The organism is Bacillus halotolerans, assembly GCF_004006435.1.
Taxonomy (GTDB): Bacteria; Bacillota; Bacilli; order Bacillales; family Bacillaceae; genus Bacillus; species Bacillus halotolerans.
In genome coordinates this window covers 4124359-4139871 of record NZ_CP029364.1, presented here as the reverse complement: position 1 = coordinate 4139871, position 15513 = coordinate 4124359, and the positions used below count along the sequence as shown (strand labels likewise).

The following is a 15513-nucleotide window of genomic DNA, read 5'->3' as shown; positions in this document are numbered from 1 at the left end:
AATCTCCTCTCCTATAATTTGTTGACGGCCCCCATAATCTCACTTAAATCCTCCAGCGTTAAATCCTCATCAGTAAAATCAGCGGCACTCCATTCGCGTTTTTCTTTGCCCGCGCAATGCTGAATCATGTTTTCAAGCGCATGTTTAAGATGATCGGCTAATGCTTGTACGTTTTGTTTCTTAAATTGAAGACGGTTATAAATAATGTGCATGTGCAGGCATCCTGATGAAACGGCTCCGCTGATATCTAACACATAAGGCCGCTCCCAATCCGGGCTGATTTCATTCCCTGTCTTAATATCAGAAATCTCAAAAACTTTTGATTGAACATCCTGATCAAACTGGCCTAAGTAATTAAAGCTGATTTCCGGGTCGCTGTACTCAGAATCCCAAATTTTGTTGATATATTTCAGCACTCCATAGCCTGCGCCTTTATGAGGTATGCGGTGCAGCATGTCTTTTGTCTGTTTAATGTGTCGCCCTAGCCGCTCACCTTCATCCGTATGGTCAGAATCACTCATATCAAGCCATACAGGATAAATTGAAGTGAACCAGCCTACTGTTCTGTTCATGTCAATATTGTCAAGATAATCTTCTCTGCCGTGGCCCTCCATACTGATTTTGAAATGGTCAAGTCCCGTCCATTCCTGCAAAGCTAGGCCTAAAGCAGTCAGAAGGATATCATTCGTTTCCGTGTTGTATGCATTGTTTGCACCAGTTAACAGCAATTCTGTATCTTCACGAGACAGCTCGAAATCAATTACTTCTGTATCTTTGAATGAGTTCGATGTGATCGAATGATCTTTGGGAATACGCTCAATATGCCGGTCCTCCCGCTCATTCCAATACGCGATTTCACGCTGCAGACGACGGCTTTTTGAATAGTCAGCCAATGTTTGTGCATAGGTGAAATATGAATCCGTTTTTTCCGGCAGTACGATGGGTTTTCCTGAGACTGCCTGTTCGTAAGCAATTGAAAAATCCTCAAATAAAATGCGCCATGAAACGGCATCAATGACTAAGTGATGGATCGTCAGAAACAAATGGTCTCCATCATCGGCTTTAAACAAACCAGCATGAAGCAAAGGGCCAGTCTCCAATCGAATGGTTTGCTGAATTTGGTTTGCCATTTCTTCAATCTGTTTGTGTGCTTCGGCTGACAAGCCCTGTGCATTTCCGGCTGTATTTGAACGATGATCTCTTATATCAAACAGATCGAAGGCATATAGCTCCTCATCCGGAAGATCTGCTCCTCTGTTAACCTGTACAGGCTTGCCATCTTTGTAACGGCATATGATTCTCAGTGCGTCATGATGAGTCACCAAGCTTCTCAGCACATTTCTGAGTGCAATGTCATCAAATCGTTCAGCCCGGTAGAGCATGACAGATTGATTAAAATGATGGGCTTCCAATGATTGCGAGAAAAACCATTGCTGTACAGGTGTCCAAGGCAGCTCGCCTTCGACTGGCGTTTGGTCAATTACGCGTACGGCTTTTCGAACGCGGGCGGACAGTTCACCAAGCGTCTGATGCTCAAACATCTCACGCACTGTCGTTTCATAGCCTCGCTGCTTCAGCCGTGCACACACCTGCAACGCTTTTATTGAATCCCCTCCAAGCTCAAAGAAATTCGCGCTGACACCTATCTCCTCCGCTTCGAGCAGTTCCTCCCAAATGTCAGCCATCGCCTTTTCAATCTCATTTCTAGGGCTGATATCATTCTCAGTTTGAGCGCGCTTATCTGGTTCCGGCAGGGCTTTCTGGTCGAGCTTGCCGTTAACCGTCAGCGGGATGCTGTCAATCTGGATCAAGCGGGCAGGCACCATAAAATCAGGCAGAACGGCTCTCAGGGCAGCCCTGATATCTGCTTCATTTACGACCTGTCCATCTTCCGCAACCAAGTAAGCATATACAGCGGATTGGCCTTGTTCATCATCTCTTGTGATGACAGCAGCCTCTTTGATTATTGGAAGCTGAAGCAGAGACGCCTGGATTTCGCCGAGCTCGATGCGGTGTCCTCTCACCTTTACTTGATCATCAATGCGGCCCATATATTCCAGATCTCCACTTGCCAGACGCTTTGCAAGGTCTCCGGTTCGGTATAATCTGTCTCCCGGAAGATAAGGATTAGGTACAAATCGGGCCGCGGTCAGATCATCTCTGTTCAAATATCCCCGGGCTACCCCTTCTCCGCCAATATACAGCTCTCCTGGAACTCCTGTAGGCTGAAGATTCATATGAGCATCCATCACATAAGCCTGAAGAGTTGCCAGCGGTTTTCCGATATTGCTCTTATTTTTTTCTATATCAGCTGAGGACAATTTCTTATATGTCACATGTACAGTTGTTTCAGTAATGCCGTACATATTGATCAGATCAGTATCAGGGTATTTCTCGTTCCAGGTTACAAGCATGCCGGGCTGTAAAGCTTCTCCGCCGAAAATAACATATCGCACATGTAATCGGTCCGTATGGTTTTCTTCTTCATGAATGAGTCCGTAAAAAGCAGTTGGAGTCTGATTGAGTACTGTGACGCCTTCGTTTTTTAACAATAAGCGGAATGCGTTTGGATCGCGGGCTGTTTCTCTGGAGACAAGAACCAGCGTACTTCCATTCAGCAATGCTCCGAACATTTCCCATACTGAGAAATCAAAGCAATATGAATGAAATAAAGTCCAAACGTCCTCACTGCCAAAATCAAAAGGCAGGTCCTGATGCTTCAATAGACTAATCACATTGCGATGCTCGACAACGACGCCCTTTGGCTGCCCAGTGGTTCCAGATGTATAAATCACATAAGCTGGCTGGTCTGCTAATGTTTCTTGCGCTTTCAAATCAGGCGAAATCAATTCGTTTTCGGCGTCATTCAGGTATAAAATTTGCCCATGGTAATCCGCCGGCTTGTTGTGTCCGTGCTCTGTCAGGAGAATTCTTGCCCCGCTGTCATTCAGCATAAAGCTGATGCGTTCTTGAGGATATTCAGGGTCAATCGGCAAGTATGCCCCTCCGGCCTTTAGAATAGATAAAACGCCAATCACCATATCAGGCGATCGATCAAACAATAAACCGATAATATCCCCTGATCGGACTCCTTGTTTCATCAGCATAGCCGCTGTCCGTTCTGCTTTTTCATTCAGGTCGCGATAAGTCAGCCGTATATGATCGCATACGACTGCGGTATGTTCGGGATGTTCAGCTGCTTGTTTTTCAAATAAACGAACGATGCTTTCATCTCTTGGATAGTCAGCATAATGACCTATCGTTTCAAGAAGCAATTCGCGCGCTGGAGCAGAAAGCAATTGCATTTCCGAAAGCTTCATATGGATATCAGACGTTATTCCTTTCACCAGCTCAATAAAATGGGAAGCCCATCTTGCAATGGTCTCTTCTTCAAACAGCGCGGTACTGTATTCGAAGCGGCAGCGAATGCCACCGGAATGCTCCTCGGCGTGTAATGTCAAATCGAATTTAGATACATTGTGTGACAGCGTTACAGACGAGATAGACAAACCAGGCACTTCAAACCGGAAATCTTCGCTGTTTTGAAGCACGAGCATCGCGTCAAACAGCGGATTGCGATTTACCTCCCGTTTCGTTTCAAGCTTATTGACGAGCTCTTCAAAAGGATAATCCTGATGCTCGTATGCAGTCAGAGCAAGTTCGCGAATTTCCTGCAAATAAGAGCTGAACGTTTTGCGGCCCTCAGGCTGGCATCGCATAGCTAATGTATTGACAAACATCCCGATGACTCGCTCCAGATCAGCGTGCGGTCTCCCGGCAGCAGGCGAGCCGACAACGATATCCTCCTGCCCGCTCAGTTTGGAAAGTAGGATGGAATAGACAGCCAGAAGGAGCATATACATCGTCGTTCCCGTTTCAAACATCAAGCGGTGCAGTTCTTCCGCCGTTCTTTTATCAATGTTTACTTCAAATGTTCCGCCGCTGAAATCAGGCAGAAGCGGCCTCGTTTTATCAAGCGGCAAATCCAATACTGGAAGGCTGCCGCCAAGCTGCTTCAGCCAGTAGGCCTCCTGTTTGCTGTAATGCGTTTCCGGAAACTTCTCTTGCTGCCAAACCGCAAAATCCTTATAATGCAGGTTTAAAGCTGGAAGCTCTTTTCCGCAATAAAGATCAGTGAATTCTTGGACGAGTGTACTCATAGAGATTCCGTCAGCAATGATGTGATGCATATCAAGCAACAAATATGCTCTTTCTTTTTCGAGAGATATCAAGCTTGCTCTAAAAAGCGGTCCCGCGGTAAGATCAAACGGTTTGATAAAGGACGAGATCACAGACTGCAGCATTTGCTCTGATCCAATTTCAAGCTCTTTTAGATCAGCTGCCAGCGCCGGATGAATCTTTTGCACTGGCTCTCCGTTGTTCAGTTCAAATGCCGTACGCAATGATTCATGCCGATTCACAAGCTCTGTGAGAACTTTTCTCAATCTCCCGCGATCCAAATGTCCTCGCAGTTCCAGTACCGCCGGCATGTTGTAGCCTGTGCTGTCATCTGCCAACTGGTAAAGAGCGTATAATCTTTTTTGCGAGAAAGACAGCGGATAAACATCTCTAAAATCCGCAGGTTCAATCTGCGTAAAAGCATGCTCACATAAACTCATCAGTTTGGCTGCCATACTTTCCACGGTCGGATAAGAAAAAACGTCACTGAGCGGCAGCTCGATATTCAGCCGTTTATGTATTCTTGATACGAGTGTGGCTGCTTTTAAGGACTGTCCGCCTAATTGAAAGAAATCATCGCGTATACCGATTTGATTTTTGTTCAGCACCTCTTCCCAAATGCGTGCCAGTTCAGTTTCCATTAAGGTTTGTGGCGGCATGTACGTTAAGCTAGTTGTGTTTTCTGGTTCCGGAAGTGCGGAACGGTCGAGCTTCCCGCTGGATGTTAACGGCATTTGAGTGATTTTGATGATGCTTGCGGGAATCATATAGGACGGCAATGTACCGGCAAGATGCTGGTGCAGATTCGGAAGGCCGTTTCCTTTTTCCGGAACGATATAAGCAACGAGTTCCTTTTCCTCATCAGAAACATCACGGGCCAGCACTGCAGCTTCCTTCACTCCAGATGCTTGCCGAAGAACAGTTTCAATCTCACTTAATTCAATGCGATATCCCCTGATTTTTACCTGATCATCAAAACGTCCAATATATTCAATCGTGCCATCAGGCAGGAAGCGCCCTGCATCTCCGGTTCGATATAAACGTTCCCCTTTGAGGAATGGATGGTCTGTGAATGCTTTCTCTGTTAGCTCTGTGCGCTTATAGTACCCTTGTGCGAGACCCGCGCCGGAAATACACAGTTCACCCGCCGCGCCTATCGGCTGCAGTTGCTCTCCTTGTAAAATATATACTTTTGTATTGGCGATCGGGTGTCCGATCGTGATTCTCTCTTCTTCGTTCAGATGACGAAGGATTGTTGTTGCCACGCTGTTTTCTGTCGGTCCATATTCATTTGCAAGTTCAGCGGAGGGACAAATCTTTCTGCTAGTCTCAAGCAGGTCAGGAGTCACTGCCTCGCCCGCAAATGTCACGATACGAAGACTTTGTGCATCTTCAGCAGTCAGCACTTCTAATAACACCCGGTACAAGGAAGGAACAATAAGCATATGACTAACCTTGTATTGAGCTATTTTCCGTCTAAGGGCGAGCACGTCCTTCGCTTCGTTATCTGTTGTCAGCAGCACGCATGCGCCGGACAGAAGCGGAGTAAACAAGCTTGTCACGCAGCCGTCGAAAACATAGGAAAACAGATGAAGTGCTGTATCCCCTTCGCTCATGCCGTACTCTTCCCGTCTCCACTGCAAGGTATTTGCAATTCCTTGATGGTCAACGAGCACTCCTTTTGGCCGTCCTGTCGTTCCTGACGTATAGATCAGGTAGGCAAGCTCACCAATCGATGCATCAGGAGAATCCGTTCTGTAATGTGTTGTATGTCCTGATGTCACAATTCTGCCTTTATAGCCTGACGGGATGGATGAAATAAGTTCTTCTTCTGTCAGTAAGAGAGCTGCTTGACTGTCATGCAGCAGAAAAGAAAGCCGCTCTTTCGGATAACTTGGATCAAGAGGCAGATAAGCGCCTCCGGCTTTCCAAATTCCAAGCAGGGCAGCAGCCATGTCCATTGACCGTTCCATCATCACAGCGACAATCCCGCCAGATCCAGCTCCCTTTTCTATCAGGGCGTGTGCAATCTGATTGGCTCTTTCATCTAATTGCCGATATGTCCGGCACTCATCTCCCATTCTCAAAGCAGCCGCGTCAGGTGTTTTGAGAGCCTGTTCCTCAAACAATTGGGATAGCGTTTTATTTGGATAATGGCGCTCCGTTTCGTTAAACGATTGAATGAGTTTTCGTTCTTCAGGAGGCACAATGTTGATGCTGTCGACAGCAATATCGGGATTTGACAAAATACAATCCATTGCCTGCATGAGGTGCCCCTGAATCCGAAGCACTTCTTCCCGTTCATAAACGGCGGCATTGTAGCTGAATTTAATATAAAATGATTCACCTGGAACGATGACAACGTTAAGGTCATAGCTGGTTTGTTCTGACATAGAAATGTCATCTAGCTTCAATGCGTTTTCGTCATTTTCGCTTTGCCTATTGACTGCCTGCTGAAGCTGTACAGGATAATTTTCAAAAACAAGAATATGATCGATCAATCCTTGCTTCAAAGCACTGCGGTTTTGAATCTCATAAAGCGGATAATAACCATGCTGCTCAGAACGTAAAGTATCCTCCTGCACGGATTTGACAAGCGTAGAAAATGCCATTTTCTCTGCAGATCGAATACGCACCGGAACAGTGTTAATAAACAAGCCGACCATTGACTCGATCCCGTCAATCGCTGACGGACGTCCGGAAACAACAGAGCCGAAGACCGCGTCATCCGTACTGTTGTAACGATGGAGAAGAACACCCCATAGACTCATAAATAAAGTGTTTAATGTAACTCCCCAATTTTGGGCAGCTGCTGTCAATTTCTGAACGATAGCCGGCTCTAAAGAAAAACGGATATTTGCGGCTTCATATTCCCCATTCGCTGAGCGGCTTTTTAGTTTGGGAATAGAAGCGGTATTGCCGTACTCCTGCAGGTAATCTCTCCAGTATGCAGCGGTTTCTTCTTTATCTTGTTCTCCGAGCCATTCAATATAACGGCTGTACGGCACCGTGCTGCCGAGCTGTACAGGCCTGTTATTTTTAAGTGAGTTATACATGCTGAAGAATTCTTTGAGGATGATGCCCAGGCACCAGCCATCCATGATGATATGGTGATGCGTCCAGACACATGTATATGTGCTGTCTCCTCTATCAAAAAGCGTGAGCCGCATTAACGGATCTTTTTGCAAGTGAAACCCTTTTTCCCGGTCCTGCTGCATAAAGTCTTCTATCAGAGCAAGCTGCTCATCATGTTTCAGGTGAGAAAGATCTTCCCTTTGTACGGTCAATTCACGGTTTGTCAGCACAACTTGCTGCGGCCCAGTGAGGTCTGGAACCTCCTTAAGGAATATGGTTCTGAAAATATCGTATCGGGAAACAAGAAGATTTAAGCTCTTTTGAAACGAATCGATACACAGGCTGCCTGTAATGGTAAACGAGGTTTGTTCCACATAGGCTTTAGAGCTGAAATCAAGCAGTGAATGAAACAGCATCCCTTCTTGCATGTACGATAACGGATAAATATCTTGGATCTGCGTTGCTTGCGTCATCAATTCCACACACCTTTTCCAAAAGTTAAAGATCTTTAACGAGATTTTCGATGCTAGATAATGCGGATGGCGTTAGTTCTTTGTTGCTGAAATCGCTCAGCGTTTTTTCTCGTTCTTTTTTCTTTGTACAATGCTCAATGATCTCGATAAGATGACTGTGAAAGCTGTCCATCAAACACTGAATTGTGTTTTCGCGGAACACCCGGGTGTATACTGCTTTAACTTGCAGGCGTCCGTCTGTTATCAAAGCATTAATATCGAGCTCGTACTCTCTTTCTCTCTCCCCCGCTATTTCGTAACGAGGCTGATAAGAAGACAGTTGAAACAAATCAGAACCCTGACCTTCGCTGAATTGTCCAAGATAATTGAAGCTGATCTCAGGCTCTTTATGCTGTATGGCTCCCTTTTGTACTAATAAGCCGTAGCCCGTTCCCTTGTGCGGCACTCTTCTCAGCCTGTCCTTTGTCGCTTTGATTCTGTAACCGAGCTGATCTTCAGATGAATGCGGTGCACTCATGTCCAGAAGGATAGGATAAATAGAAGTGAACCAACCTACTGTTCGTGAAATATCAATATTCGGAACATGTCCTTCTCTTCCATGGCCCTCAGCGCTGATCACAATTTGTTCGTGTCCGCTCCATTCATAAAGCGCCATCCCTAAAGCAGTCAGCAAAAGTTCGTTGGCATCAGTACCATAGGCTTGCTGCGTTTCAAACAGCAGTTTTTTAGTCCAGTCACTGGCTAATACAAACGCAGCTGTTTCAGCACTGCTTTGATGCCTGTCCGACTCAGCCATGTCCTTAGGCAGAAAAACATTATGGGCATCTAAAATCGTTTGCCAATATGTTATTTCTGATAACAATTGCCGGCTCCCGGCTATCTGTGCCAGACCGCTGGCATATGATAAATAAGAATCGCTTTTCGGCGGCAGTTTGATCTCTGTTTGCTCCAAAGACTGTTGGTAGGCTGCAGCTAAATCTTCAAGCAGAATCCTCCAAGAAACGCCATCTACAGCGAGATGGTGGATCGTAATCAGCAAATGGTCTCCCTCTGTCGTTTTAAACAATCCTGCTTGCAGCAAAGGTCCTTCTTTTACATTCATATTGCTTTGAATCACGATTTCCTCAGCGGCAAATTTTTCTTCCGAGAGTGTGCCTTCTGCCTGTTCCTTTGTCCAATCTGCTAGATGAAATCCGAACAGTTCATTTTCAGTAATCTGAATTCCGCGATTGTACTGAACGACACGCCCGGTATGATCCTGTGTAAACACCATGCGAAGCGCGTCATGATGCTCAGTCAATTTGCGCAGCGCTTGGCGAAGCGCGTCAGCATGAAACCCCTTTTCGCTGAAAAGCATGACCGATTGGTTGTAATGATCACGAAAAGCATGACGCTGATCGAAAAATTTGCTCTGAATCGGTGTGAGATCCGCTTCACCTTCGATAGGCCTCTGTTCTGCCTGAGATATCAATGGAGTGATGTGGCTGCTCAGCTCATGAACTGTTGGATAACGGAATAAATCTTGTATAGTCATGCTCCAGCCTTCAGCTGCCAGCCGGGCGGACACTTGCAGTGCTTTAATAGAGTCTCCTCCAAGCTCAAAAAAGGAGTCGTGAATGCCAACTCGAGACACGCTCAGCACGTCCTCCCAAATCTGCGCTGTCATTCCCTGCAATTCGTTGACCGGTGCAGTATACGGCCGTGAGAAAGCTTCATTTGGTGCCGGTAAGGATTTTCTGTCCAGCTTCCCGTTTAATGTCAGCGGCATAGTTTCCAAAGGAATGATATGCGCAGGGATCATATATGCCGGCAGCATTTTCGATAAAGCACCGCGGAGAACCGTTGTATCGGCATCTGAAGGCAGAATATACGCTGCCAAACGAGCCTGTCCATTCGTATCATTTTGAACCGCAACAACCGCTTCATTGACAAGTCCGGTTTGGAGGAGCACACTTTCAATTTCTTCTGTTTCGATTCTGTACCCGTTTATTTTTACTTGATGATCTATCCGGCCAAGAAGCCTGAGAGTGCCGTTTGGAAGCCAGCAAGCCAGATCCCCTGTTCTGTACAGTCTTTCTCCGGGCACAAATGGATTTTCTGTAAATTTCTTTTCCGTTAATTCAAATTTTCCGTGATAGCCCTTGGCAACGCCGGCTCCGCCGATACAAAGCTCGCCGGCAATACCGATCGGCTGTATTTGGTCAGTCTGGCTGAGTACGTACAGTTTTACATTGGGAAGCGGGATGCCGATCGGTACGCTGTCTCCCGAATACTCTACACCCATATTCATTTCATAGTAACTTGAATCGATCGTGGCCTCTGTGACCCCGTAACTATTGATTAAGCGCATTTTGTTTCCGAAACGGTCCGCCAGTGTTTTGAAATCATGGGCTTTCACCATATCCGAACCAAGAATAAGGAGGTCTAAGTCAGGAAGACTGAGCTGGTTGCGGTAAACATATTCCATAAATGGGACAATGAGTGCCGGTGTTGACTCCATGATCGTAATACGCTGGCGGTTCATCAATGCATATAATTCAGCAGGCTCAAGCCTTGTTTCATCAGGGCAAATGACTAGAGTCCCTCCGTTGGCCAATGTTCTCGCCAAGTCTCCTGAAAAGACATCAAAGGAAAAGCTCGCCATTTGAAGCAGCCTGACAGGCATTTGATCGAGCTGATATATGCTGCGCCATGCAAGAACAGCATGAGCAAAGTTGCGGTGCGTAACGATAACGCCTTTAGGCGCACCGGTTGTTCCTGACGTATAAATGATGTATGCCGAGTCCTCCGGGGCAGGAGATGAAGCAAGGTTGCATCTTTTTGCTTCATTGAAACTTTCATCATCAAGACAGATGCGAGAAATATCACCTATATCTGAGCCTGCAATCAAATGCTTTACTTCATTCTGTAAAAGAAGAATTTCAGCCCCGCTGTCTTTGAGAAGATATTCAATCCGGGCTTTTGGGTAATGAGAATCTATCGGAATATACACGCCGCCGGCTTTCATAACGGCTAAAATACCAACAATAGCATCAATGGATCGCTCCGCTAAAACAGCAACGATTGGCTGCGTCTCTTTTCCTTTTTCTTGCAGTGTGCGCGCCAGACGATTGGCTTTTTCGTTGAGATGGCGATAGCTGATCTGTTTTTCACCGTCCATAACAGCAATATGCTCCGGTGTCTCTCCAGCCCTCTTTTCAAACATGCGATGAAAAACGGTATCAGTTTGAGAACATTCAACGTGGGTTTTGTTGAGTTCTATCAAAATCTTTTGTTTTTCTTTTTCGCTGAGTATATTCACTTGTGAGAGAGTTGTATTAGGATCTGACGTGGCAGCACGCAAAAATTCGGTAAAATGAGCCGTCCAGCGTTCAATTGTCGTTCTCATAAATACGTCGGTACTAAATTCCATGTCACATTTGATGACTCCATCTGATTCAACCGCAATCAACGTCATGTCAAATACAGAAATTTGATGAATGACATTTGCAGGCCGTGCTTTTATGTCTCCAAGATTAATGTCTTGTTTGTCCATATTTTGAAGAATAAACATCGCATCAAACACTGGATTTCGGCTCATATCCCTTGTCACGCCGAGCTTATCGACAAGCTCTTCGAACGGATAATCCTGATGTTCGTAAGCTTCCAAGGCGGTCTCACGCACTTCCTGCAAAAATTGCGCAAATGGCTTCCCGCCCTCCGGGCGTGCCCGAAGCGCCAGGGTGTTGACGAACATTCCAAGTATCGGCTCAAGATCTTTGTGAGGACGTCCGGCAATTGGTGACCCGACGATGATGTCTTCCTGTCCGCTTAAGCGCGCCAATAACGCTGTGTAAGCTGCCAGGAGCACCATGTACAGGGTGCTTCCGTTCTCGCGTGCGAGTTTGTGAAGCCCGGCTGTGAGTTCTTGATCGAGCGTAAATGAGACTTGATCACCCGCGAAGCTTCGCACCGGCGGCCGGGCGTAATCAGCCGGCAGGTCCAGTACGGGCAGCTCGCCTTCGAGCTGCTTCAGCCAGTACGCCTCCTGCGTCTTGTACGTGTCTCCTTTTTTAAAGGCCTCCTGCCATACGGCATAGTCTTTATATTGAATGTGAAGCGGAGGAAGCTCCTGATTGGCGTACAGCTCCCCGAATTCCCGAATGAGCGTATTGACTGACACACCGTCTGAAATAATGTGATGCATATCGACCAGTAATAGATGCCGCCCGTCTGATACCTTGACGATTCCCGCCCGGAACAGCGGAGCTTGGCTGAGGTCAAACGGCTGGATAAAAGCTGCCGCGGCTTCCTGTTCAGTTTGTCCGCCGAGCACAGAGGTGTGGAATGTAAACGGCACTTCGTCATGGATGCGCTGAACCGGCTCGCCGTCTGTGTCCGTTGTAAAGGACGTGCGCAGTGACTCGTGGCGTTTGATCAGCTTTTTGAATACGGCCTCCATTCTTGTAAGATCCAGCTTTCCTTCCAGCTCCAAGACTGCCGGCATATTGTAGCCTGTGCCTCCATCCTCCAGCTGCTGGAGCACATACATCCGCTTTTGGGCGGAGGAAACCGGGTAGGTCTCGCGTTTTTCAGCCGGCTTAATGGCTTCATACGGACTTTCCGTTCCTTCGCTGATGACAGAAGCCAAACCTTCTACCGTCGGATGGGCAAACACATCCTTCAGCGGCACTTGGACGCCGAGTTCCTTGGCGATCCGGGAGACAAGCGCGGTGGCTTTTAAGGAATGGCCGCCCCGGTCAAAAAAGTTGTCGTGAATGCCGACAGGGCCGCTTTTCAGCACTTCCTCCCACAGCTGGGAAAGCTTCATCTCTGTCAGATTTCTCGGCGCTGTGTAGATTTCCCGATCTGCCGCTCCGTCAGGAGCAGGCAGCGCTTTTCGGTCGAGCTTTCCGCTCGGGGTAACCGGCCATTGTTCCATCTCAATGATATGAGCAGGAATCATATAGCCCGGCAGCAATGTCTCAAGCTGCTTGCGCACTTCATTTCTTCCGAGTCCTTCCGCATACGCACATAATTCCGCCTCGCCGCTTTCTGTACGAACAGTCACAGCCGCTTCCCGGACGCCTTCTATGCTTCTGAGCGCCGCTTCGATTTCTCCCGGCTCAATACGATAGCCGCGGATTTTCACCTGGTCATCCAGACGGCCGAGGAATTCAACCTGTCCGTCTGGGAGCCAGCGCGCCAAATCACCCGTTTTGTACATGCGTTCACCCGGATAAAATGGATCATCAAGAAAACGTTCTTCTGTTAATTCCGGACGATTCAAGTAGCCTCTGGCAACCCCGGCTCCGGCGATATACAATTCTCCCGCTACGCCGACAGGCTGTACGGCTAAATGAGGATCTAACACATACAGACGCGCGCCAGGCACGGGGTTTCCGATCGGAAGGCGCAAGCGATCCTTGTCCAGCTCAGGATTACACGCGTAAAATGCCGCATCAACGGTTGCTTCTGTCGGCCCGTAGCCGTGGACCAGTGATGTCTCCGGCAGCAAAGAAGCGAAACGGGCTGCCGTATGGGGTGCCAGCGGTTCACCTCCGGCGAATATGCGCTTCAGGCTTCTCGGTGCCTCTATTTCCGCTTGATCCAAAAAGCTGTTCAGCATGGCCGGGATAAAATGGGCAATTGTAACGCCTTCCTCTCGAATGGCTTTTACCATCAATGCCGGATCTTTCTCCCATTCGGACGGAAGCAGATAGGCCGAAGCACCTGAAAGCGTCCACCAAAACAGCTGCCAGACAGATGCATCAAAGGAAAAAGACGTTTTCATCATAATGATGTCGTCTTCCTCTAAAGGAAACTGCATCTGCATGCCGGTCAGAAAGGAAACCGCCTGGCGTTGCTCAACGGCGACCCCTTTCGGCCGTCCAGTGGAGCCCGACGTATAGATCACATAGGCAAGAGAATCGCTGTCCGCTTGATGAAGAGAGTAATATTCAGATTCTTCATTCGCAAGAGCCGTCATATCCACTTCAAGTGTCTTTCCGGAAAAATCAGGTGCCTTTAATCCCGGCTGCGTCAGCAACAATGCTGCCCCGCTGTCTTTCAGCATATAGCTCAGCCGCTCCTCTGGATATGCAGGATCAAGCGGCAAATAAGCTCCGCCTGCCTTTAATACGGCGAGAACGGCTGTCAGCATGTCCGGTGAACGCTCGCTTAGAACACCGACAATGCTTTCCTTCGTGACACCATGCGCCGTAAGGCGCGCTGCCAGCCTGTTGGCGTACATGTCAAGCTGCGCGTAAGTCAGCGAACCGCCAGAAAAGCGTAAGGCCGTCCGATCCGGCGTCAAAGCTGCCTGGCGTTCAAACAGACCGTGCAGCGTCGAAGCTGCAGGCGAAACAGCTTTCGTTCTGTTAAATTCATACAAAACTTTTTCTTTCTCACGTTTTTCTGCCATATCTAATTCTTTTATAGTACTATGCGGATATTGAAGCGCGTTTTCCAGCAACGTAAGCAGGTGGTGCTGAATCCGTTTAATGTCCTCAAGAGAAAATAAGATATTTTGATAGTCGAAATTTAATTGAATGGCTCCAGTATCTATCCGCTCCTGTATTTGAACAGAAAGCTCATTCGCGGTGTATCCGCTGAAATAAAGCGCCGTCTCATAGTTCAAATCATCCGCTTTTTGCCACTGAAGCGGATGGTACTGCATTGATATACCGATCAGGTTGTGTAAATCCTTGTGTTCTTTTCTTAATTCATTCACCAGCAAATTATAAGGAAATCTTTGGTGGCGCATGACTGAAAGCTGTTCTCTGCCGACACTGCGTACAAAGGAAAGAAAATCGGCGTCAGAATCAACCGTTTTTCTGATTGGAAGAGAGCTGACAAACATGCCAAGCATTTCTTTCTCCGCCTTTGACCCCCTGTTTCCATAGTAGGTTCCGATCGCAAGGTCCGTTTTAGAGGTGATGCGGCTGATACATATGTAAAATGAAGCCATAAATAAGGAAATCATACTGATTTTCTGTTCTTCGCAAAAAGCTTGGATGGTATGTGCTAGGTAAGGTGAAAGTGTGATAGTATCTCTCGATGCGGAGGTACTCTGCTTTTGTGAAGTGCTCTGTCCGGTTAGTGAGTGGTATACCGGCGGCTGTTGGTAGGTTTGCGTCCAAAACAAATGGTCTTTTTCAAAACGTGAAGATTGTAAGTACTGCCTCTCTTTTTCTATGTAGCTAATGTAGGAAGGCTCTTGCTCATCGGGTATAGGCTCCCCTTTTTTGATTTTTTGATACAGATTAATAATTTGATTTCCCATCAAATTTAAAGAGATGCCGTCCATGATAATATGATGGAATTTCGCATATAGCCAAATTTCATGGGGGTGGATTCTAAGGAGATAAAATTGATACAGAGGCGAATCAAGCAGCTTAAACGGAATTCTGGCTTGATCATGAATCCATTGCTCTGTTTCAGTCATTTCAGCATTTGTAAAATCTATTATTTCAAGTGATAATCCTTTGTATTCTGCAAGATACAGACGAGGCTCTGACTCCGATTCAATTCCTTCTGTCAGCTGGAACCTGATTGCATCATTACGGGAGATTGAAAGGTTCAGAGCCAACTGAAGAGCATCAAGATCAACATCACCCCTGAATTTTACACAGGCGGTCAGATTACAGATGCTTGTACCAGGCTCCAACAGTTCAGTAAACCAAACTCTCCTTTGGGCATGAGTTAAACCATAAGTATTTTCTTTCAACGAATTCCCTCCAATTCTAATTTATAAGAGGATAAGAAACTGAAATAATTACAATAAAAAGAAATTATATGACTATAT

The 15513-nt window shown here is 46.8% G+C and carries 2 protein-coding genes; both read right to left on the bottom strand.

The features are described 5' to 3' along the window. Window positions 1-11 precede the first annotated feature (11 nt). Window positions 12-7727 (bottom strand): fengycin non-ribosomal peptide synthetase FenD, encoded by a 7716-nt coding sequence (gene fenD / locus DIC78_RS21485; RefSeq protein WP_127696901.1) that lies wholly within the window; start codon window positions 7725-7727, stop codon window positions 12-14. Window positions 7728-7752: 25 nt separating this feature from the next. Continuing rightward, window positions 7753-15435 carry a fengycin non-ribosomal peptide synthetase FenC gene (gene fenC / locus DIC78_RS21480; RefSeq protein WP_127696900.1) on the bottom strand — a complete coding sequence of 2561 codons (7683 nt, stop codon included), beginning with the start codon at window positions 15433-15435 and terminating at the stop codon, window positions 7753-7755. Window positions 15436-15513: the final 78 nt, after the last annotated feature.